General features: G+C 61.6%; 18 protein-coding genes and 1 tRNA gene. 15 read left to right on the forward strand and 4 right to left on the reverse strand.

Features of this window, described 5'->3' with window-relative positions; genetic code table 11:
• Nucleotides 1-139: 139 nt before the first annotated feature.
• Together ACZ41G_RS03500 and ACZ41G_RS03505 are read right to left on the reverse strand one after the other, a co-directional pair.
• Nucleotides 140-1039: an ABC transporter permease gene (locus ACZ41G_RS03500; RefSeq protein ID WP_464146018.1), complete on the reverse strand. Its 900-nt coding sequence runs from the start codon at nt 1037-1039 to the stop codon at nt 140-142.
• Nucleotides 1036-1806, reverse strand: a complete 771-nt coding sequence (locus ACZ41G_RS03505) for an ABC transporter ATP-binding protein (RefSeq protein WP_464146020.1) — start codon at nt 1804-1806, stop codon at nt 1036-1038. The genes ACZ41G_RS03500 and ACZ41G_RS03505 overlap by 4 nt, the downstream gene beginning before the upstream one ends.
• Before the next feature lie 203 nt (nt 1807-2009).
• Between ACZ41G_RS03505 and ACZ41G_RS03510 the strand changes: the two genes are divergently transcribed.
• Nucleotides 2010-5252 carry a UPF0182 family membrane protein gene (locus ACZ41G_RS03510; protein WP_464146022.1) on the forward strand — a complete coding sequence of 1081 codons (3243 nt, stop codon included), beginning with the start codon at nt 2010-2012 and terminating at the stop codon, nt 5250-5252.
• A 324-nt stretch (nt 5253-5576) separates the two neighbouring features.
• Here ACZ41G_RS03510 and ACZ41G_RS03515 read toward each other — a convergent pair whose 3' ends face one another.
• Nucleotides 5577-6383: an ABC transporter permease gene (locus ACZ41G_RS03515; protein ID WP_464146024.1), complete on the reverse strand. Its 807-nt coding sequence runs from the start codon at nt 6381-6383 to the stop codon at nt 5577-5579.
• Nucleotides 6384-6660: 277 nt separating this feature from the next.
• On the opposite strand from ACZ41G_RS03515, the gene ACZ41G_RS03520 reads away from it, so the two are divergent.
• The 7 genes from ACZ41G_RS03520 to ACZ41G_RS03550 all read left to right on the forward strand — a co-directional run bounded on the left by ACZ41G_RS03520 (nt 6661) and on the right by ACZ41G_RS03550 (nt 16404).
• The gene (locus tag ACZ41G_RS03520) at nt 6661-7380 is read left to right on the forward strand and encodes a DUF1287 domain-containing protein (RefSeq protein ID WP_464146026.1); all 720 of its coding nucleotides are present in this window, start codon (nt 6661-6663) and stop codon (nt 7378-7380) included.
• Between the two features lie 340 nt (nt 7381-7720).
• Complete coding sequence (locus ACZ41G_RS03525; RefSeq protein ID WP_321046824.1) at nt 7721-8821, forward strand: ABC transporter substrate-binding protein; 1101 nt, start codon at nt 7721-7723, stop codon at nt 8819-8821.
• A 139-nt stretch (nt 8822-8960) separates the two neighbouring features.
• Nucleotides 8961-10355, forward strand: coding sequence for a nucleoside hydrolase (locus tag ACZ41G_RS03530; RefSeq protein WP_464146028.1), 1395 nt, complete (start codon nt 8961-8963; stop codon nt 10353-10355).
• A gap of 219 nt (nt 10356-10574) precedes the next feature.
• Complete coding sequence (locus ACZ41G_RS03535; RefSeq protein WP_273302041.1) at nt 10575-11111, forward strand: GNAT family N-acetyltransferase; 537 nt, start codon at nt 10575-10577, stop codon at nt 11109-11111.
• 163 nt (nt 11112-11274) lie between these two features.
• Complete coding sequence (gene pth / locus ACZ41G_RS03540; RefSeq protein WP_033505403.1) at nt 11275-11874, forward strand: aminoacyl-tRNA hydrolase; 600 nt, start codon at nt 11275-11277, stop codon at nt 11872-11874.
• A complete protein-coding gene (gene mfd / locus ACZ41G_RS03545; RefSeq protein ID WP_464146030.1) occupies nt 11864-15475 on the forward strand; it encodes a transcription-repair coupling factor in 3612 nt (1203 codons plus the stop codon). Before pth ends, mfd begins: the two co-directional genes overlap by 11 nt.
• Nucleotides 15476-15618: 143 nt before the next feature.
• A complete protein-coding gene (locus ACZ41G_RS03550; protein ID WP_052400895.1) occupies nt 15619-16404 on the forward strand; it encodes a hypothetical protein in 786 nt (261 codons plus the stop codon).
• Nucleotides 16405-16543: 139 nt separating this feature from the next.
• Here the strand turns inward: ACZ41G_RS03550 and ACZ41G_RS03555 are convergent, their stop codons facing one another.
• Nucleotides 16544-16981: a hypothetical protein gene (locus tag ACZ41G_RS03555; RefSeq protein ID WP_464146032.1), complete on the reverse strand. Its 438-nt coding sequence runs from the start codon at nt 16979-16981 to the stop codon at nt 16544-16546.
• Between the two features lie 199 nt (nt 16982-17180).
• Here ACZ41G_RS03555 and eno point away from each other — a divergent pair, with 199 nt between their 5' ends.
• The 7 genes from eno to ACZ41G_RS03590 all read left to right on the forward strand — a co-directional run bounded on the left by eno (nt 17181) and on the right by ACZ41G_RS03590 (nt 23175).
• Nucleotides 17181-18482, forward strand: coding sequence for a phosphopyruvate hydratase (gene eno, locus ACZ41G_RS03560; RefSeq protein WP_033505407.1), 1302 nt, complete (start codon nt 17181-17183; stop codon nt 18480-18482).
• A gap of 106 nt (nt 18483-18588) precedes the next feature.
• Complete coding sequence (locus ACZ41G_RS03565; RefSeq protein WP_033505409.1) at nt 18589-19188, forward strand: FtsB family cell division protein; 600 nt, start codon at nt 18589-18591, stop codon at nt 19186-19188.
• A 170-nt stretch (nt 19189-19358) separates the two neighbouring features.
• The gene (locus tag ACZ41G_RS03570; RefSeq protein ID WP_464146211.1) at nt 19359-19997 is read left to right on the forward strand and encodes a DUF501 domain-containing protein; all 639 of its coding nucleotides are present in this window, start codon (nt 19359-19361) and stop codon (nt 19995-19997) included.
• Nucleotides 19998-20072: 75 nt separating this feature from the next.
• A complete protein-coding gene (locus ACZ41G_RS03575; protein ID WP_321046816.1) occupies nt 20073-21104 on the forward strand; it encodes a Ppx/GppA phosphatase family protein in 1032 nt (343 codons plus the stop codon).
• Between the two features lie 128 nt (nt 21105-21232).
• Nucleotides 21233-21313: transfer RNA gene (locus ACZ41G_RS03580), tRNA-Leu, on the forward strand.
• A gap of 339 nt (nt 21314-21652) precedes the next feature.
• Nucleotides 21653-22282: a hypothetical protein gene (locus ACZ41G_RS03585; RefSeq protein ID WP_464146035.1), complete on the forward strand. Its 630-nt coding sequence runs from the start codon at nt 21653-21655 to the stop codon at nt 22280-22282.
• Nucleotides 22283-22989: 707 nt separating this feature from the next.
• Complete coding sequence (locus ACZ41G_RS03590; RefSeq protein WP_015450354.1) at nt 22990-23175, forward strand: hypothetical protein; 186 nt, start codon at nt 22990-22992, stop codon at nt 23173-23175.
• Nucleotides 23176-23285: the final 110 nt, after the last annotated feature.

The raw sequence follows: 23285 nt of genomic DNA on the forward strand, positions 1-23285 counted from the left end.
CATACTGTTTTGGGCCGCATCCCGTATTCCGGGGTGCGGCCCAAAACGTTGTATCGCCCGGTTTGCCCGGTACTCGAGTTTATGCGGTTCTTGCCTGCCGACCTACCTGACTGTTGACATTCACTTAGCAAGCAAATCGTCACCGCTTCTTCCCACGCTCGACCACGGGCTTGTCGCGATACTGGTCATCGGCCGTGAAACAGGTGCGATACACCATCACCATGATCAGGGTGTCAGCAAGCAAAGTGAGCGCGGCGATGGAGGCGAGAATCACGAACTGGTATTTCGCTGCGTTGAGCGGGTCGCCGCCTGCGATGACCTGGCCGGCCATCATGCCCGGGATGGTCACGATGCCGCTTGAGGCGAGCGACGCCGTGGTCGGCAGCAAGCCGAGGCGGATTGAGGAAATCACCGATGGCCGTGCGGCCTCCCAGCGGGTCGCGCCTAACGCCAGCAGCGTGTCGACCTCGTCCCGCCGTTCCTTCATGCTTTCATAAAAGCGGCTCAGCCCTACGGCCAGCGCGGAAACCGTATTGCCCAACAGCATGCCGGTCAGTGGCACCACCAGCTGTGGCGCATACCACGGGTGGGGGCGTACGACCAGCTCCGTGACCATCGAAATCATGAGCAGCATGGTGATGACCAAGGTCAGCAGCACCGGACCCGCAAGCCCCTTCGGCACGCCTTTGGCGCGTGACAGGGTGATTTGCACGGCCGCCACCAGCATGACGGCGACTAAGGCGAGTACCAGCCACGGGTTGCCGGATTCGATGACATAGCCCATGATGAAGCCCATCGCGCACAGTTGGACGAGCGCGCGGCATGCGGACCACAGAAGCGTTTTGCCGATGCCCAGATGCATGAGCCATGACAGCCCGGAGGCGACCATCACCATCGCGAGTGCGATGAGCAGACCCCAGATGTCGATGGGGTAGGAGGTGCCCGATGTCGTCTGCGTGGCTGTTTGTGCCAAGGTTTGGGCGACGTGGGGTGTGTTCGGGAGAGTTGCCCATGTCGAAGCCAGATTGAACGTGTTCATCGCAGTCCTCCTTCGTCGAGGGTGACGGTTCGGGTGGCGACCCCGTCCGGCGGGCGGTGCCGGATGCGGATCACCGCCATGCCGAGTTGTGCGGCGTCGCTGAGGATGGCGGCGACTTTTGCCGCGTTGTCATCGTCGAGCCCGGCATCGACCTCGTCGGCGAGCAGCAGTTTCGGATCTGTCAGCAGCGTGCGCGCGAGGCTCACGCGTGCCGCCTGTCCTCCTGACAGGTCGTGCGGCGCCCTGCCGAGATTGATATCTTCGCAGCCGATGGCGTCGAGGGTGGCGCGGATTTTGTCATCTGGCAGCATATCGACGCCGTTGTGCACCGCGCCCCAGATGCCGCTGCGACGCCGTTTGCCGCGGGTACGGGCATGGGCTTGGGGGTCGGCAGGGTGATTCGTGTCAGACGAGCTGTCATCCTGCTCGTTGCGGATTGCCAAGGTCCACGGCAAACGAATGACCTCGGCCACGTTGTCTCCGATCAGCACCGGTTTCTGCGGCAGATAGGCGACGCTACACCGCCACTGCTGCGGTGTGAATTCCGTCGATGGACGGCCATCGAGGAACATGGTGCCGCCGGCATGGGGATTGAGCCGTGCGAATGCGGTGAGCAGGCTGCTTTTCCCCGCGCCTGACGGGCCGACCAGATCGACGATCTCGCCGGCGTCGATGTCGAAGGACAGTCCTTGGAAAATGGTTTTCTCGCCGTCCTGCGAGGGGACGGTGCACGTCATGTCGCGTGCGCTGAACAGATGCGTACTCATGGCTACAGGCTATCGCGTCTGCAAGTCCAGTGTTGGGCAATCGGACGGTGTTTCGCCGCTTGCTGACATTGTCGATGTCGTCGATGCGGCCGAGAGACACGGTTGCCGTAGATATCGCCGTATCGATGATCAGCCTTATACCATATCGTCCTTCGTTTCAGCTGGGCGTTTCGCTGTTCCTTGCCGGTCGGTAGGCTGGGAATATGGCTTTGTTTGATGATTTCGGCATGATGTTCGGCTTCCCCGGCGATTCCGGGCGTAAGGACGACGACCCCGAGGTCGTTGACGTCCAGGTCGACGGGGATGCGCAGGGCGGTGGGAACGCCCAGGCGCCGCATGGGAATACGTCGATGCCCCGGCTTGGCCGCCGCGCGGCGAAACGGCCGAAAGTGCCCAGGCACAACGGTTCGACAATCGCCCTTGGCATCATCGCTGTCATCGTCGTGATCGTCGGATTGTTCTTCGGTTTGGACCGGTTCATCACGGATGTCATGTGGTTCGACCAACTCGGCTTCCAACGTGTGATCTGGACGCAGCTCGGTGTGAAAGTGGGCTTGTGGGCCGCCTATGCGCTGCTCATGGCATTGGTCAGCTTCATTGCCGCAGTGCTCGCCATCCGCACGCGTCCTAGCGGTGCTGACGGCTCCACGGTACGAATCAACGGCGATGTCATCGAAATCGGTAAAGGGGTGAGTACCCGTACCGCAACGCGTGTCGCAGTCGTGGTCTCCCTGATTGTGGGCATCATGTTCGGCTCGCAGTTCAACTCGAACTGGTCGCAGATTCTGCTCATGTTCAACGCGCAGCGCTTCGGCACCAAAGACCCGCAATTCGGCATCGACAACGGCTTCTACGTCTTCGTGCTCCCAGGCTTGAGACTTGTGATGTCCGCCGTCGCGATGCTGCTGCTCATGGGAATCATCTTTTCCGTGGTCACTCACGCGCTGGTCGGCGGCATCAGACTGACCATGCCGGTCAAAGGCCGCGGCCTGTTCGCCATCACCAAGCATGCGCGCCGGCAGATCAGTGTGTGGCTCATGCTCAACATGCTCGTGTGGGCCGTGAATCAGGTGTTTGGCGTGTTCTCCAGCCTTACCGCACAAGGTGACCGGATCACCGGCGCTACGTACACCACCGTCCATGCCACGATTCCCGTCACCTTCATCATGGCGGCGTTAACGGCCATACTCGGCGTAGTGCTGGGCATCTGGCTTATGCGTTCGCACCAGCTCGAGGGGCCTGCACCGGTCGGTGTACGTGCTCGGGCGGCGCTCAAGGCATGGCGTGTCCCGGTGATTGCAGTCGCTTCGACTTTGGTCATCTCTCTTGTGCTGACCGGTGTCTGGCCGGCGGTGATGCAGCGCTTCCGCGTCAACCCGAACGCGCAGGAGGCGGAATCCTCGTACATCCAGCGCAACATCAACGCCACCAAGCAGGCGTACGGGCTTGACAACATCAAAGTCGAGCAGTATGCCGCGACCACGGAAGGCAAATCCGGCGCACTGAGCTCCGACGCGGAAAGCACCGCGCAGATCCGTCTGCTGGACCCTCAAATCGTCTCACCGACCTTCAAGCAGCTGCAGCAGTCCAAGCAGTATTACACCTTCGCCGACACGCTGGCAGTGGACAAATACACCATTGACGGCACCAGCCAGGACACGGTGATCGCCGCCCGCGAGCTCAATCTTGACGGCAATGACAACCGCAACTGGGTCAACGACCATACGGTGTACACGCATGGTTACGGTGTGGTCGCGGCCTACGGCAACAAGGTCACGGCGGACGGCCAGCCGAAATTCTTCGAATCCGGCATCCCCACCCAGGGCAAGCTCACCGAGTCGGAGCATTACGAGCCGCGCATCTACTTCTCGCCGAACGCGCCCGAATACTCGATTGTCGGCGCGCCCGAAGGCACCACATCGTGGGAGTTCGACTATCCGACCGGTTCGAAGGGCGCGACCAACACCTTCGATGGCAATGGCGGTCCGCGTGTCGGCAACATCTTCACGCGCGTGCTGTATGCAATTCGTTTCGGCTCCGACCAGATTCTGTTCTCCGACCGTGTCAACTCCCAGTCGCAGATCCTGTACAACCGCAGCCCCAAGGAGCGTGTGGCCGCGGTGGCGCCGTACCTGACGTTGGACGGGCGCGTCTACCCGGCAGTCGTCGACGGGCGTGTCAAATGGATTGTGGACGGGTACACCACATCCGATGCCTACCCGTATTCGCAGATGACCGATCTGGGCGCGGCGACCCAGGATTCGACCACCCGCACTTCGCAGACCGTGCAGGGGCTGGGGTCGCAGAACGCCAACTACATCAGGAATTCTGTGAAGGCCACTGTTGACGCTTACGACGGCTCGGTCACCCTGTACGCGTGGGATCCGAACGACCCGGTGCTCAAGGCCTGGCAACAGATCTTCCCAGGCAACTACCATCAGATTTTTGAGATCTCCGGCGATTTGATGAGCCATCTGCGCTATCCGGAAAGCCTGTTCAAGGTCCAGCGCCAATTGCTGACCAAATACCATGTGGACAGCGCGAGCCAGTTCTTCTCCGGTGAGGATTTCTGGCAGTCGCCGGTCGACCCGACCGAATCACAGCAGGCTCAGAAGGAGGACGTGCTCCAGCCGCCCTACTATCTGACTTTGCAGACCGGAGGGTCCAAAGCGCCGGTGTTCTCATTGACATCTTCGTTCATCCCGGCGGGTTCCTCGACCTCCACACGTGAGATCCTCACCGGTTTCCTCTCCGTGGACTCCGACGCAGGAACTACCGCCGGCAAGATCGGGGCGAACTACGGCACCATCAGATTGCAGGAACTGCCCAAGGACTCGAACGTCCCCGGGCCCGGCCAGGCACAGAACAACTTCAACGCGGATGCCGATGTATCCAAGGAACTCAACCTGCTTGAATCCGGCTCTACCACCGTCAAACGCGGCAACCTGCTCACCTTGCCGCTCGGTGGCGGTCTCGTGTACGTCGAACCCGTGTACGTGCAGTCGAGCGGTTCGACGCAGTTCCCGTTGCTCAAGAAGGTGCTCGTCGCGTTCGGCGACCAGGTCGGATTCGCCGACACACTCGATCAGGCGCTCGACCAAGTGTTCGGAGGCAATTCAGGCGCGGATGCGGGCGATGTCGACAATCGCGCGGCGTCGGACGGCGGGGCAGCCGGCTCTGCGGGGTCGTCGGGATCGTCTGGCTCATCCGGGACAGACAGCGGGAAATCCGGCGGTAAGTCAGGAACGACAGGCCAGTCCTCATCAAGTGGTTCGCAGAGCGAGGCACTGAAGTCTGCGCTTGCCGATGCCGCGCAGGCGATGAAGGATTCTGACGCCGCGATGAAATCCGGCGACTGGGCTGCGTACGGTAAGGCGCAGCAGCAGTTGGAGGACGCCATCAACAAGGCCATCGAGGAGGAGAATAAGACCTCGGCCAGCAAGTAGTCGTCGCAAGCTGTGACGGCCGTCTCGGCCCCGCCGTGCGCATCAGTGCGGCGGGGCCGATGCATTCCGCCCGTCATTGTGTGAGGATTCGCTCACACAACGACCGGTTGGGCAGTCTGCCCCGATCGCGTGTTTGGCGATGAGAGAGAGTCTTTTGCGACGCAAATGAACCGTCAGCGTCGGCAAACGGCACGAGGTGTCCGTTGTCAGCGTCTACACAAGCTTCTACCGACCTTGACGGCGGTCTCAGCGTCGGCAGAAGCTTGTGTGGTTCGGGTTCGGCAGTGGGTGCATTCGCCGATGTCGCAGCGATACCCGGCGCGGTCACAGCTGGTCGGCGTCCGGGTCCTCATCCTCGTCCGCGGGGCCGAGCAGCACTCGCTCCGTCAAGGACACCGCGATGAGCAACACGCAGGTCAGCACGATGATCATGAATGTCGCCGAGAAAATGAGCGGCATGCGGAAGGAGTTGTACGCCGCCTGCAACCAGATGCCGAGCCCTCGTCGCGCCCCCAGGTATTCCGCCGTGGCGGCGGTTGCGAATGTGTAGGCGGCACTGATGCGGATGCCGCCGAAAATCTGTCGTGCCGCGACGCGCAGTTTCACATGCCACAGCGTCCACACCGGGGTGGCCCCGCAGGTCAGCGCGACATCGACGTAGTAGCGCGGCACGTCCCTGAGCCCGCGGATGGTCTGCACGGCGATGGGGAACAACCCGAATACGGCGACGATTACGATTTTCCCGCTCGTTTCGAAGCCGAACCAAATCAGGAACAGCGGGGCGATGGAAATCAGCGGCATGGTCTGTGCAGCGTACAGCAGCGGAAACAGCGCAGCATCCAAGGTTTTCGAAGCGTAACAGCCGACCCCCACCATAATGCCCGCCGCCACGGCGAACAGGAAACCGATCGCGCCCTCCTCAAGGGTCGTCAAGGTTGCCGGCCACAAGGTCGGCCATGTTTCCACCGTCGCATCCACGATTTGTGTGGGGGAGGGCATGACGGTCTGCGGTACATGCGCGGCCTCGACCCATACCTGCCATATCACGAGAATCGCCAGCACCGCCGCGAACGTGGGCAGCCATCGCAGGTATCGGCGGGAGTGATGGGATTGATGTGATGGACGAGCCATAATCACCTTGCTTTCCGCGTCAGGGACGCACACGCCGCCGGGGAACGCAGTAAGGTGAGGAGCCCGCGTGCCGGACGGCCGGAAGAATCGTTGCTGATTCCATTATCACGAACCCGCAGACCGCAGACGAATTCGCCGGGTTTGTCGCCGTTGCGGCCCGAGGGGTGGCACAATGGAACGTATCTTGGCGGGATGGGAGAGCAGAATGCCGCAGCATAGGGCAGATGGCAGCACATACACGCGGGCCGGTAGTCCCCAGCGAGGCAGGCGGATTGTCGTGTCCATCATTGTGATGCTCGTCGTCGTGGCATTGGTCGCAGGGGCGTGTCTGTGGGTGAGATACGCGCGCAGGGGGCAAGCCGGCGGCATCGGCGCCACCCCAGCCGTGAACCAGCCTTCTTCCTCGCCGACATTCACCAGCAGCGTGGACGCAAACGGCAATGGCGTGGACGATTACACGGATATCGTCCACGGTGCCCGCAAAGACGCTGAGGCGATGCCGACCTACGATACGGGCTACTATCAGGGCGGGTATCCGCCGTCCGACCGTGGCGCCTGCACCGATGTCGTCTGGCGGGCATTCGCCAACGCCGGGTACGACCTCAAAGCCATGGTCGACGCCGACATCACTGCCCGGCCGCAGGCTTACTCGCGTGTGATTTCCAAACCAGATCCGAATATCGATTTCCGTCGTACCGGCGTGCTTGACGTCTTTTTCAGCACCTATGGCGTGACGCTCGGCACGGATATTCGCGGCGATGACTGGGAACAAGGTGACATCGTTGTCTTCGAACATACCCGGCACATCGGCGTCGTCTCTGACTTGCGCGACAAGCAAGGTATGCCGCTGATCATTCACAACATGGGACAGAAACAGCGGGAGAACGATTATCTCGCGTTCCGCACGCATATGGCGGTCACTGGGCATTACCGGTTCGATGCCTCGCGCGTCCCACAATCGGTGATCAAAACCTGGTCCGGGCCGTCGCCGCGGTGAACCGTTCCTGACGGCGATGGCTGGAAGAAAGCGACCGCAATATTGCCGAGAATGATGATTGCGTAGCAAGCGGAGCCAACACACCTACCGCCGCCACCGCCGTCTGCCGCGTCCGGTCCGCAACAGGCAACCGCCCGCTCACAAGGATGACCACGGCTGAAGATATCCTTGACATCGCTTGCGTGCCCATGTGTGGCAAACCATCCGGCCGTGGTCAACGCGCATGACATCATGACGGCCGGGCGGGGACATGGGGTAGGCGGGGCCGGCCCTCACGTTCGTTCTCTGCCGAATCCGCCCGAATCCAGAGAACGGAACACGTCATGATTCAGGACATCATATGAGCCATCTGCCACAGGCTGCCCATGCACGGCAGCGCACCACAACATCCATCATCAGCCGCATCCGTGCAGGATTCGCCGCCACGCTTGCCATCGCCGTAATCGCGTCCCTCGGCGCGTGTGGCACCGCCGGAACATCCGCGAACGGACTGACCAAAACCACCTTCATGCTCTCGTGGGCGCCCGACACCAACCATATCGGCGTGTATGTGGCCAAACACAACGGGTATTTCAAACGAGCCGGTCTAGACGTCGATATCGTCGCCGTCGCCCAGGCGGGCGCCGAACAGTCGGTCAACAACGGTGTCGCGGATTTCGCCTTGTCCAATCTCACCAATGTCTCCACCTACAGCCTCAAAGGCGCCACGCTCAAGCAGGTGCTGCAAGTGCAGCGCAAGCCGAGCGCCATCTGGTGTTCTCTGGCTTCGAACACGTCCATCACCCGCCCGCGGGATTTCGACGGGAAAACCTTCGCCACCTTCGGCTCGAACGAATCCGACGCGGTCATCAAGCAGATGATTAAAACCGATGGCGGCAAAGGGCAATTCGACAAGGTGACGGTCGGCACGTCCACATTCCAGACCCTGTCCAGCGGCAAAGCGGATTTCGGCGGGTTCTACGCGACCTGGGAAGGCGTTCAGGCCGATATGTACGGCCCGAAGCTCAACTGCTTCACCGAGCCTGACTATGGGGTGCCTGGCAATGCGGACTCCATCGGCATCATCACCAATAGCAAGACCATCAAGAACAATCCGAAACTGGTCAAAGCCTTCACCCAGGCCGCGCAGCAAGGCTACGAATACGCGTACGCGCATCCCGACAAGGCGGCGCAGATCCTCGTGGATGAAGCCCCGGAAGCCAATCTCAAACTCGCCTTTGTCAAACGCAGTATGCATGTCATCGTGGACGGCCAGTATTGGGGCAACCCGAAGGACATCGCCTCAGGCAAACTCGTCTTCGGCACCAACGACACCGTCTCCACGCAGCAGTATTTTGACTTCCTTGCGAACGCCGGCGCCTACACGGACGCCTCCGGCAAGGTGGTACACACCGCTCCGAAGGCCAAGAATCTCGTCACCGACCGTTTCCTCGCTCAATAATCACGCCCCTGACGGCGCGTGTTGGCCGGATTGACCTATCCGTCGGTTGGAATTTGTTCAGCGCACGATATCATGGGGACTGACGCCATGTGATTCGTGCGGGCAGGATGCCCGCCGAACAGTCGAGGGAGAAAAGATCATGGATCCGCAGAACCAGACGGGTGACACTGGTGACGCCGCTGAGGCAGGGGCTGCCGGCGATTCGCAGGACATCACCGCGCCCATCATCTTGGACGCCGACACCGGCACCGATGACGCGCTCGCCATCGGCCTGCTGATGGCGTATGCGCCTGAGCGGCTGGTATCGGTCGTCGCCACGTACGGCAATGTCATCCAGTCGGTGGCTCAGCAGAACGCGCGTGACGTGCTCAACCTCCTTGGCGGTTCGAAGATTCCGGTGCTGGACGGGTGTCGTTGCCCTTCATGGGCGGAAGGATTCGCCGCGGACAAGGCCTGCGCCCATTTCCATGGAGACAACGGCATCGCCGACTTGAATATCGACGATTACGCGCGCATGGAGACCACGGCAGGCGGCACCGCGTCCGTGCTGTACAACGGCGCGGTCTACGACTTCTCCTCGAACAACATCGATTTCACCGCCGCCGGGACCGTCTCCGCCGGTATGTTCGGCGACGATCAGAAGGAAGCGAAGAAGAAGCAGCAGCAGGCATCATGGCAGGACGAGGCGCTGTCAGTACAATCCGCCCAGCCTGACGTGCGGGCGAAACTGTCATCCCCGATTATTTCGATTGGCGGATATCTGCCCAAGCAACCCGTCGACACCTCGGGGCCGCAGCGTGGACGGAACACGCTTGGCACACTTGCCGACGAATATGGCAAGGTCGAGATGGAGGTCATGCCGGGCGACACTGCGGGCGTCAAAGCGATTATCGACGGCGTGCATCAGTGGGGCAAGAACCTGACCGTGATTTCAACCGGCCCGCTGACCGACATCGCTGCTGCCATCACCCTCGCTCCCGATATCGCGCCCCAATTGCGGCTCGTGATGATGGGCGGGGCCCTGACCCAGCAGGGAAATTGCTTCGATATGGTCAGCGAAACCAATATCATGCAGGACCCCGAGTCCGCCGATCTGGTATTGCGCTCCCAGGCGGATGTGACGATGATCGGTCTGGATGTCACCCATCGGTGCCTGCTGCCGTCGGAGCTGACTGAGCCGTGGTCTCAGATCGATGACGGGGTCGGCAGGTTCTTCACCGATCTCGCCTCCTTCATGATCAAAGCGAACGAGGAAGCCGACCCAGCATTCTCCGTCGGCGCGCCTATGCATGACCCACTCGCTGTAGCGGCCGCGCTTGATCCGACGCTTGTACAGACTTTCGACATCGCGCTGCGGGTGGATTTGGCGACCGGTGACCGCCATGGTGTGCGCGGCCGTACCATCGGCGATATGACGCGTCTCAACGATCCGACGGCGTCGTGCACGCATGTGGCGATCGCCGTGGATTCCATGAGGTTCCTCAACATGTTCACCGGCGGCATTTCCGCGTTGTCCCAGCGTTTGGCGAAGTAACGGCGCTCAGTCGCGAATTGCAAGTCGCATGTCGTGCGGGTTGCGGGTCGCGTAGCGGTGCGTTGTCGGCAGCCCTGCGTCTCGGCGGTCATGCCGTCAAACAACCTTGCTGCCAAGTCGTTATGCCGTTATGCGGTCATGCCGTCATGATGGAATATCGTCGAACCGAATCCGGCGTCGGCGTCGGATACGACGGTATACGGGCATCAGGGAGGCAATGTGAACGGCGAACGGTCCGCTGAACATCAACCGGTCACCATCCGCGACGCGCGGGAGAGCGACCTTCAGGCGATTACCGATATCTACAATCAAGCGGTGGTCGCCGGCGGTTCGACCGCCGATCTGGTGCCACGCACCCTCGAGCAGCGCAGGCAGTGGGTGGATTCGCACCAGCCGCGTGACCGCTACCCGGTGGTCGTGCTTGAAGATGCATCCGGGCGTGTCGTGGCCTTCGGGTCGCTGTCGAAATTCCATCCGCGCGAAGCGTACGACGGCGTGGTGGAACTCAGCTATTATGTCGATGAGCGGGCCCGCCACCGCGGGTACGGGACGGCTGTGGTCGCATGGCTGCTCGACGCGGCGCGTACGCGCGGTTACCGCATCGCGACCGCCCTGATTTTCGCGTCGAATGCGGGCTCAATCGCGCTGATGAACCATTTCGGGTTCGAACGGTACGGTTTTCTGCCCCGCGCATGTTTCGACGGCACGCGGTATCTTGATATGTCCTACTGGTGGTTGCCGCTGGACAACGACTGAAATACCAGGCGTCACGTATGTTCGGCCGTCGCGGATCGCAGGCTGGTGCCGTGCAGGCGGAGTCAGCCGTGGCGGGTAGGATTGGCCATTCTGGTAGCGAATGATTGCATGATGAGCCGCGCCCGGTATGCGGCGGGCGGCGACGATGAGGGAGAGGAACGGCATGGCGTCTGATTTCTGGCTGGTGGTAGGTTTGGGCAACCCGGGCAAGCAATACGAGGGCACCCGGCACAATATGGGATTCATGACGGCGGATGTCCTGGCCGAACGCTGGTCGGTGAACTTCAGTGACCATAAGGGCATTGCGATGCTCGGCAAGGGCGTAATGAACCTGCAAGGCAAGTCGATCAAGTTCTTCCTCGCCAAGCCGCTCACATACATGAACGAATCGGGTACTGCGGTGGCATCCATCAGCTCCTACTATCAGATCCCGCCCGAGCATGTCGTGGTCATCCACGACGATATGGACCTTGAATTCGGCCGTATCAAAGTCAAGGCAGGTGGTTCCGCCGGCGGACACAACGGTATCAAGTCCATCGACCGTTCGCTCGGTACCAATGCGTACGCGCGTGTGCGGCTTGGAGTGGGGCATGCTCGTCGCGGCCCGAATGCGCATGACAACACCGTCAACTGGGTGTTGGGCGGATTCGGCCCGGACCAGCGCAAGCAGCTGCCTGAATTCCTCGCCGATGGTGCCGATGCCGCGGAAACCATTATCTTCTCTGGGCTGAGCCGCGCGCAGGAGCAGTTCAATGGCCGGTGAGCAACATACGCCCGCGACACCGTCCGCTTCCGCCGCTGCTCCCGCAACGCCCGCGGTTCCGCCTGTTGCGCCGACCGCCGGAGCACTTTCCGGACTGCTCGACCAGCTCGATCACGACCGGTCCTTCCATGATTTGTCGCACGGACTGGTTGACGTGCCTGCGAATGAGGGCAGCGAGCCGATGCTCAATGTGGAAGCCGTGCCCGGCATTCGTCCGGCTCTCGCAGCGGCGACCGCACAGCGCGTCCCGGTCGTTGTCATCGTGCCTTCGGGACGGGAATCGCAGGAAGCCGTTGAGGTGATTCGCAGCTGGTATGACGGCGATCCGCAGGATATCGCGGAACTTGAGGCCTGGGAGACGCTGCCGCATGAACGGCTCTCCCCACGTGCGGACACGGTCGCGTCCCGCATGGCGGTATTCCGCCGTTTGACGCATCCGGAACCCGGGAACTCCCTGTTTGGACCGATCAAGGTGCTGGTCATGCCGGTGCGTTCGCTCATCCAGCCGGTCGTCGCCGGGTTGGGCGATGTCGAACCGCTGGTTTTTACGGCGGGGGAGGAGCTTCCGCTCGACCAAGCCGCGGCCCGTCTTGTCGAGAACGCCTACACCCGCGTCGATCTGGTCATGGACCGCGGACAGTTCGCGGTGCGCGGCGGTATCCTCGACGTGTTCCCGCCGACCATCGCTCATCCGGTCCGCATCGAATTCTTCGGCGATGAAATCGACACCATCAAGGAGTTCCATGCCTCCGACCAGCGCACTTACGGCGATGGCCTACACACCGTCTGGGCGACGCCATGCCGTGAACTGCAACTGACGCAAGCGGTGCGTGACCGCGCGAAATCGCTCATCGGGCAGATTCCCAACGCCGAGGACATGCTCGCCTCCATCGCGGACGGCATCCCCGTGGAAGGCATGGAATCCCTGATGCCTGCGCTGATCGACAACATGGAGCCGGTGCAGCGCATGCTGCCCCAAGGTGCGGTCATCATGCTTTCCGACCCGGAACGGTTGCGCCGGGCGGCGGACGACCTGACGAAAACAGCCAACGAATTCCTCGCCGCCAGCTGGCATGTCGCCGCCAGCGGCCATGGGGCAGGCGCGCCGATCAGCTTCGACCAGGCAAGTTTCCTTGACTACGAGGAGACCGTCAGCTCGCTCGCCTATTCGCGCGATGGGGTGTGGAAACTCGCTGATTTCGGCGTGGACCCAGGCCTGCCGGGCAATGTGCGCATCGGCGCAAGCTCCCCGCAGGAATACCGGGGTGACGAGTCAAAAGCCGCCACCGGTATTGAAGGGCTGATTGACGCCGGATTCGTCGTGACCATCACCGCCGGAGCCCAAGGAACGCTCGCTAGACTCAAACGAGCCGTCAACGAGACCGGCATCACGCGCTTTGACGTATTGCGTTCGCGAGCCGTCGACGGGTTCGTGGATCGGGACGCGCGAATCGCCTTGCTCACCGAACGCGACCTGACCGGCCGTTCCAGCGCCGTCGGGCAAACCAAGACACCGAAGCGTCGGCGCAAGACCATCGACCTGATGGAGCTCAAACCCGGCGATTACGTGGTTCATGAGCAGCATGGCATCGGGCGATACACCGGCATGCAGCAGCGCCAAATCGGCCCTGCCGGCGCGAAAACGACGAGGGAATACCTGGTCGTCGAATACGCGCCCAGTAAACGCAACGCCCCCGCCGACAAACTGTACATTCCCACCGACCAGCTTGACCAGGTCAGCAAATACATCGGTTCGGACGCCCCCAAACTCAACAAACTCGGCGGCTCCGACTGGGCGCAGACCAAGGCGAAAGCCCGCAAGCATGTGCACGAGATCGCCCAGGACCTCGTACGCCTGTATTCGGCCCGCCAACGCACCAAAGGCTTTGCGTTCAGCCCGGACACCCCGTGGCAGAAGGAACTCGAGGACGCCTTCCCATATCAGGAGACACCTGACCAGCTGACCACCATCGACGAGGTCAAGGCCGATATGGAGAAACCGGTGCCGATGGACCGCCTGATCTGTGGCGATGTCGGCTTCGGCAAGACTGAGATTGCGGTGCGAGCCGCCTTCAAAGCCATACAAGACGGCAAGCAGGTGGCGGTCCTCGTACCGACCACGCTGCTCGTGCAACAGCATTACGAGACGTTCACGGAACGTTACTCGGGCTTCCCGGTGGATGTCGCCGCGATGAGCCGCTTCCAAAGCCCCAAGGAAATCAAGCAGACCATCAAAGGTCTGGAAGACGGGTCGGTCGATGTCGTCATCGGCACGCATAAGCTGCTCAACCCGAAAATCAAGTTCAAGGATCTCGGGTTGCTGATCATCGACGAGGAGCAGCGGTTCGGCGTCGAGCATAAGGAAACGCTCAAAGCGCTACGCACAAACGTCGACGTCCTGTCCCTGTCGGCGACGCCGATTCCACGCACCCTGGAAATGGCGGTGACCGGCATCCGCGAGATGTCCACGCTCGCCACCCCGCCCGAGGACCGTCTGCCCGTGCTCACGTATGTCGGCCCATACGAGGACGCACAGGTCACGGCGGCCATCAGGCGCGAGCTGTTGCGCGGCGGCCAGGTGTTCTACGTGCACAACCGCGTTGACTCCATCAGTGCCACGGCAGACAAGATCCACCAACTGGTGCCCGAGGCGAAGATCGGCGTCGCGCACGGCAAGATGGGAGAGAAGCAACTCGACGCGATCATCCGCGATTTCTGGCATCGCGATATCGATGTGCTCGTATGCACGACAATCATCGAGACCGGGCTGGATATATCGAACGCGAACACGCTGATTGTCGACCATGCCGATCGTTTCGGATTAAGCCAGCTGCATCAGCTGCGTGGCCGTGTCGGTCGAGGCCGGGAACGCGCGTACGCGTACTTCCTGTACGACCCGTCCAAGCCGATGACCCAGCAGTCGCACGACCGTCTCGCGACCATCGCGCAGAACACGTCGCTTGGGTCGGGCTTCGATGTGGCGATGAAGGATCTCGAGCTGCGCGGCACCGGCAATCTGCTGGGCGACGAGCAGAGCGGGCATATCGAGGGCGTCGGTTTCGACCTGTACGTGCGCATGGTTTCGCAGGCGGTAGAAGAGTACAAGGAGCCTGAGCGCAAGGAATCGGTAGCCGTCAGCATCGATTTGCCGATCGAGGCGTCGATTCCGGTGGATTACATCGATTCCGACAAGCTGCGGCTTGAGGCGTATCGCAAGCTTGCCTCAGCGAGGAGCGAACAGGATCTCGACGATGTGCGCGACGAGCTGACCGACCGCTACGGCAAGCCTCCAGTAGAGCTGGATTCGCTGTTCGCCGTGGCCAGACTGCGGAACAAAGCGCGAGATCTTGGTATCACCGAAATCATCGCCCAGGGGCGGAACGTGCGTATTCGTGGGATTGAGCCGGCAGAATCCCTGATGATGCGATTGCAGCGCATCTACCCGGGAGCCCAGTACCGGCCACTCACGCGCACGCTGACGATTCCGGCGCCGTTCGCCGGCTCGCTTGGCTCGGGCCCCATGCCCGGCGACCAAGTGATTGCCTGGACCAACCAGCTGCTCGACGACCTGCAATGGAAGCCCCGGACGGCCGGCAAGTGATTGACCGGGCGAGTCCGGTGCGATTGGTTGAGCCTGTGGTGTGACTGGGCGGTCGCATCGCATCGCGGATAGCGGATGGTCATAGGAGTCGGCCGTCACAGAACACCGCCGCTGTCGAAGCGTCGCGCGAAGCTGGAAGCGCCATGAAACACAACACGAAGAGCACCACGCCATCCGTGAACGAATGGCGCAACGTCATCCCTGCGCTTACCCCGTGGGGCAAGAACCGCGTCAAACCAGAGGAAACCGTCAAGCATGCGCTGATCATGCCGGGCATCGGCTATACCGTCGATCGCCCGCTGCTGTACTGGGCGTCGCAGGCGCTCGCCGCCGAGGGCTGGTACGTTGACCGGCTTGCGCTCACTCTGACCGAAGACGTCGAATTCCCCGAAATGATCTCCTGCATGGAACGCGTCATCGACGTGTGGAAGGCGAAATCCGTCGCCCGGGCGACCATCGCCGCGCAACATGCGTCAGACAATCGCGACACAGATGATGCACAGGACTCTGCTGCTGACGCCGGTTTCAATGCTTCCGCCGATTCCAGCGTTTCCTCCCTCACCCCGGACTCCGCTCCGAAGCTGCTGGTGGTCACGAAATCCTTGTCCACGTTGTCCTTCCCGCATGCGGCAAAGGAAGGCCTGCATGTCGCGCTGTTGACCCCGGTGCTCAATCCGCCGCCCTTCGACATGCACAAGTCGGTGATTCCTGCGCCGCTGCCGGGTGCGGAGCACGCACCGAAACCGCTGATTTGCGCGGGAACCGCGGACCCGTATTTTGATGAGCACAAGGCGCATCTGCTCACCGAACGGGTGTGCACGTACCCGGACGCCGACCATTCCATCGAGGTTCCCGGCGATTGGTCGCGTTCAATCGACTATCTCAAAGACGTCACCGGGCGGATTGTCGAATATTCGCACACGATCTGATGATGGCAACCACGCCTGTGCCGGTGGCCGAACCCAGTGACTGCCGGCACACGCACGAGTGCAACCGGTTGTCAGTGACGGTCGCTGCGAACGGCTTCACTGGCATCACCGGGCGTCATCGTGCAACGGAATCACCGCTTCAAGGCTGAAGCTTCCGTCGGCCTGATCCCAGGTCATCGAACCGCCATGATACTCGATCAGCCGGGCGTGTCCGCACAATCCCAGCCGTGTCCCCCGATTCGTCCGCGCCATCCGCGGGACCGTCAACGGAACCATTCGTTGAACCATCCGTGGAACCTTCCATGGCAGCCCGCGAAGAGCCGTTCGAAGAGCGGCCCATAGTCACGTCCAGTACCGTGCGAACCTCGTCCACCCCTGATTTGCGGTCTTCTGATTCCTTCGGAGCGCCGGCCCCGGATGCTACCGTATCGCACAAAGCGATGGTCATATCGTAGCCTCGGCATCCGGCACTGAGCACGTACCCGCCATCACGGTCGCCGTACCGCAGGATGTTGATGGCGAGTTCGTCAAGCAGATCGCCGATGAGTCCGGCTTGGACTATCAGGTTGCGCAACATTCCAAGAACGATGTTGATTGGGTAAGTTCTAATCAGGATAGCTGGGAATGGCAACCTGGCTCTCTCTATATCAGCATCAATTCATGACCGCATGCCTGCTGTGAACGCTCACAGGAAACAGTGAGTGAAATCGGCGATATCGTCCAACAATTCCACTATCCTTGACAGTGTCATCACAACCTGAGCAAAAGGAGTAGTTGTGGCAGCAATTGAAAGCGTATACGCGCGCGAAATCCTTGATTCCCGTGGCAACCCGACCGTCGAGGTCTATCTCGAGACCGAAGACGGCGCACAGGGCCGCGGCCTGGTTCCGTCCGGCGCCTCCACCGGTGCCGCAGAGGCTTGGGAGCGTCGCGATGGCGACAAGTCCCGTTACCAGGGCAAGGGCGTGCTCAACGCCGTCAAGGCCGTGAACGAAGTCATCGCTCCGAAGGTCATCGGCATGGATGCCGCCGATCAGCGTGCTCTTGACGACACGATGATCGAGCTCGACGGCACCCCGAACAAGGGCAAGCTCGGCGCCAACGCCATCCTCGGCGTGTCCCTCGCCGCGCTGTATGCATCCGCAGAGTCCGCGGACCTGCCGCTGTACCGCTACATCGGCGGCACCAACGGCCACATCCTGCCGGTTCCGAACATGAACATCATGAACGGCGGCGCTCACGCAGACTTCGCCACCGACATCCAGGAGTACATGATCTCCCCGTACGGCTTCGACACCTACCATGAGGCCCTGCGCGCCGGCGTCGAGGTGTACCACACCCTGAAGAACGAGCTGAAGAAGGACGGCCTGTCCACTGGTCTCGGCGACGAGGGCGGCTTCGCTCCGAAGATGAAGTCGAACCGCGATTCGCTCGACTACATCATGAAGGCCATCCAGGACGCCGGCTATGAGCCTGGCAAGCAGATCGGCATCTGCCTCGACGTGGCCTCCTCCGAGTTCTATGGCAAGGGCGAGGAAGGCAAGTATCACTTCGAAGGCGGCGAGCGTGACGCTGAGTACATGCTCGACTTCTATGAGAAGCTGATCAACGATTACCCGATCGTCTCCATCGAGGATCCGTTCCAGGAAGAGGGCTGGGACGACTGGGCGATGATCACCAAGAAGCTCGGTGACCGTCTCCAGTTCGTCGGCGACGACCTGCTCGTGACCAACCCGGCTCGTCTGCAGAAGGCCATCGACATGGGCGCGGCGAACTCCCTGCTCGTCAAGCTCAACCAGATCGGTTCCGTCACCGAGACCCTCGACGCCATCGAGCTGGCCACCGCGAACGGCTACACCTCCATGGTGTCCCACCGCTCTGGTGAGACCTCCGACACCACCATCGCCGATCTCGCGGTCGCCAAGAACACCCGCCAGATCAAGACCGGTGCCCCGGCCCGTGGCGAGCGTATTGCCAAGTACAACCGCCTGCTGGAGATCGAGGACGAGCTCGGTTCCGAAGCCCAGTACGCTGGCTACAGCGCCTTCAAGGCCTGCAAGAAGTACATCGCCAAGTGAGCCTAGCCTCACCGGCAGTGTGCTGACGGCATGTCCCTAGACGTGCCGCGCATTACGCAATACCCGTCGTGTTCGCAAGTCGAATGTGGCGGGTATTTTCGTCAGTATGACAACCAGTTCGCGAAAACCGGCGCGTCAGCGCACCCAGCAGACCGCCAAGACACGCAGAAACAGCGGACCGGTCTCGTTCTTCATCGCGGTGATTATCGTGATTATTGGCCTGATGCAGCTGGTGTCCACCTTCCATGATTATGCGTTGAACCTCTCCGAACTTAACGGTTTGAAAAAGCAGGAGGCTACGCTCGAAGCGCAGAAGCAGGATTTGGAGAACGATATCGCTCGTTGGGACGACAAGGCGTATGTCACCGCACAAGCGCGCGAACGTCTCGGGTTCGTGTTCCCGGGGGAGGTTTCGGTCAGGGTCGAGCATCCCGAGGCGGTCACCGGTTCGACTACTTCGAAGAGCAGCGGCACCTCAAGCGCGCAGGATGAGCAGACGACGCTGCCGTGGTACAAGGAACTCGCTTACGCGTTCCAGCAGGCGGACACCCCGTCGAGATCCTCGTCATCGTCCTCTTCGTCATCGTCGAGCGGGAGTGGCTCTTCTGACAACGGATCGGGTTCGACGCCAAGCTCGGGCTCAAGCGTCAGCCCTTCGCCTTCGGCGAGCGCATCCGATTCGTCTTCGCCGTCGGCATCCCAATAGGAGAGGCGGCCGACAAAGCGGCTGGTGGGGCGCCAGACCGGAACCGGGGTCCAACCCCGTCGATGCCCGGACTTACCCGCCGCCAGCTTATGACCACACACCATGAACGCATCGGACGTCACGAAACCACATCACAACTGCAACACACACCACAGGAGGAACATCATCCGATGACACCGGCGAGTGCAACCCCAACGCAACAGCTTGAGCGAGAGCAGCTTGAGCAGGAGGCTCGTGCGCTGCTTGACCGTCTCATGGCACAACCGCCGACAGCCAAGGACATCGCAACGGTTAACGTGCAGCTTGGTCGATTTCCGCGCGGCATGGTCGCGGTCGGCGCTCGTTGCGTGTGCGGCCGTCCGCTGGCGGTGCTGACCCGGCCGTTGCTGCCCGGCGGCATCCCATTCCCCACAACCTGCTACCTGACGAGCCCTGAAGCAGTCAAGGCAGTGTCCCATGTCGAAGCCGCAGGCGTCATGAAACAACTCAACGAGCGGTTGGGTGAAGACGCCGAGCTGGCCCAAGCCTACGCCCTCGCGCACCAACGATATCTTGACCTTCGGCACGAGCTCGCCGAACGGCTCGGCGACAGCGAGGAGCATATCGCGGGCATCAGCGCCGGCGGCATGCCCACTCGCGTCAAATGCCTCCATGCGCTGCTCGCCCAGACACTGGTCATGGGCCATGGCGCCAACCCGATCGGCGATATGACCCTTGAACGGATCCGCGACGAGTTCAGCCCCACGGTTTGCCGCTGCACCACGGTCGTCGACGACGAGCAGATCGAGCGATTGTCGCAGGAACGGTAGTCTCGTACGCGCGGGAACGCGCCGAAATCGCATCCGCCGACAGCGATACGTCGGCGCACAGGGAAAGGAAACAGTATGACACAGCTTGCATCGCAACTGCAGGGCGGCACGGGCAAGTCGGTGACGGTTGCCGGCATCGATTGCGGCACCAATTCCATCCGGCTGAAAATCTCGCGGGTCGACGCCAACGGGTATGAGGATATCGTCCCGCGCGTCCTGCGGGTCGTCCGGCTCGGGCAGGACGTGGACAAAACCCATCGTTTCGCCGATGAAGCGCTTAAACGCGTGTACGCGGCGGCGCGCGAATTCGCGCAGATCTTGGCCGAGCATCCGGTCGACGGGCTTCGCTTCGTTGCCACGTCCGCGACCCGTGACGCTGAGAATCGTGCGGAATTCGAAGACGAGATCCAGCACATTCTCGGCGTGCGGCCGGAAGTCATCCCCGGCACCGAAGAGGCGGCGTTGAGCTTCCTCGGAGCGACGAGCGTTGTCCCGCGCGGTGAGCTCGAGCCCCCGTATCTGGTGGTCGATTTGGGTGGCGGGTCTACTGAGCTGGTTCTCGGCGGGGGAGACGAACAGAGTGAAACCGATGTCCAGGCTGCATTCTCGATGAATATCGGCTCGGTGCGTATGACCGAACGTCACTTGCACACCGACCCGCCGACCCAGCAGGAAATCGACGAGGCCGTCGCCGATATCGACGAGCATATCGATGAAGCCTTCCGCACGGTCCCGGCAGGCAAGACTCGCACCATCATCGGTGTGTCGGGCACTGTGACCACGATGACCGCACTCGCCATCGGGCTGAAGGAGTACGACCATTCCGCGGTTGACGGCAGACGGCTTTCGCTCGAGGACGCGTATGCGGTCGATGACCGGTTCCTGCGGATGACGCGCGAGGAGCGCCGGGCGTACAAGACCATTCACCCGGGCAGAATCGATGTTGTCGGCGGCGGCGCGCTGGTGTGGAGCCGGGTGCTCGCCCGTGTCTCGCAGGCGGCGCTTGAGGATCATGGCACGGCGATCGATTCATTCGTGGCCAGTGAACATGGTCTGCTTGATGGCATCGTTCTGGATTACGGGCGTCGCTTGCTTGCTGCACGCTGACAACGCGCCGGCATGACCCGTGCTGCGGAACAGGAGGGCGGGTCATAACGGCATATCGGCGTGCCGCATGCTAGCATGGAGAAGTTGCAGTCGTGCAAGCGACTGCCGTGCTTTCCCCGTGAGGAGACGCCCCCTTGGCGGAATTGGTAGACGCAGTGGACTTAAAATCCATCGCCTTTGGCTTGCGGGTTCGAGTCCCGCAGGGGGCACCCAACATGCGGCGGCGGGAAGCCGCTGATCCAGACACCGGTTTGGCGCCGAAGAAATCATCCTCCATGTGCAGGAACGCGCGTGGACCGGCCTGGCCTTGCAAGCCATGATTGACCGGGAGAACGAACTGCAGGCGCGTCTCCTGTTCGGCGACACGCCCTCACCCGACACGCCACGCCAGGACGGGCGACTCTGTGGCCGGGCCATCGCTGTGAACAACGGTTATCATCCTCGGCGCGCCATCAAATGGAATATCGGCGATATCCTTTACTCTGCTTTGTCGGGCGCGTATTGTCGATATCGCAAGGTTCCATTCAGTGCAGTCGAAGGAGATTGTCATGGACATCAAAATCGCAACGGGGAGAAACGACCACAGACACGCTAAGACCGTTTGGGTCGTCCTTGCGGCGGTCGCGGTTGTCGCCGCGGCGGTCGCCCTGACGGTCGCGCTCACGACGCGGGATACCGCTATGCTGCGCCCCTCAGTGACTACGACCGCGGCCACGAAACGGTCACCGAACACGGCAGCGACACCGAAGTTCCCTGCATCCTATGCCCGGGCGATCGACCACTACCTCGACGACATGCTCACCGCCCTCGACCAACAGAAGGAAGACCAGGGGAATACACAGGTGCCGGTGCAAACACGTGCCACGCCCAGTTACCGCATCGGCGCGGACGGAACGCACGAGCCGGCGATCTTGCGCAACGTCGAGGATGTGCAAATCCCGGCGGGCAAGTACCAGCTGACAGCCTACTGCATTGGCGAGGGCAGCGCGGACGTCGACTTCACCGTCGGCGGCGCCTCGAAACACGGGCTCCTGCAATGCTCGCCCGACGAGGTGAACCAGTCCAACCTGATCATCGACACTGATGGCACAGCAAGCGAAAGGACCGTGACCATCACGCCGTCCGAGCATTGTGAAAGCATGATCGGATACCAGATCCTGTACTACAGGCAGCAGTAACACTACAAGACCCATGGAGGCAGTGGCCTGACCGGTTACCGTATCGGACAGGCCACTGCCTCCGTTGTTTCGTGGGGGGGAAAGTCGCCATGCCAGCCGCCTGCCACGCCGCCCCGGCCCCAGGCCGCCGCCGCGAACGATACGACAAGCGGCCGCAAGATCGGGAAACCGATGTCGCCTCGCATGGTATCCGATATCAACCGGATGCCTCCACACACCCGCAGGGTCGGGAACACCGATATCGTGAGTCGCCGCGGCCGGGCGATACATGCAACGCGACTGCACCACCAAGAACTGTGACCGACGAAGGACACTTATCGCATCATCGAAATCGGAAGACTCCGGAACACGGATAAGGGCCGACACGGTATTCACCCATACGTTACTTCGGAAAGCTAAATTGATATCGTTCCACGGCAGAAACCAGTGAACGAAACAAGGGGAGCCATCATGATTCGAAAAATACTCGCGGCCATCAGCGATGCAATCATGCCGCTAGGTCTGATATCCGCAGCGCCACTGGCCTCGGCGGTGGAAGCGCCATTGAGACCGGTAGCCCGCATCCGCTGCGATTTCTACTACCAGGGGCAATGCTACGACCACTGGATCCCCACGCCCGACTCCTGCAAAGGGGTAGGAGTCTGGGGAACCGCCAGGCAACAGGCGGCATGCATGGCATTGTTCGGAGTTGGACACGGGGGTAGCCGATGAAATGGCTTCTCGTCATCGTCCTGATACTGATACTCGGGATTCTCTCATACTCGGCGACCCAGCATCATCTGGACGCCAAGGCCGCGCGGATGCAACACGGCAACGATGAAGACCGCAGATCGGCGAAGGAACTACGCGAAATCTCCAGAAAAATCGACCAAGGAAAATACCTCTATCGGTAACCCCGCAAGACGGACGGACGACGTTGCCGTCCGCCCCTGGCGCCCCATGGACACGCTCATTCCCACTGCGTTGAACCGCCGCCGACACCGGATTCACGGCACGCCAGGCC

The sequence above is a fragment of the Bifidobacterium porcinum genome (genome assembly GCF_055378475.1).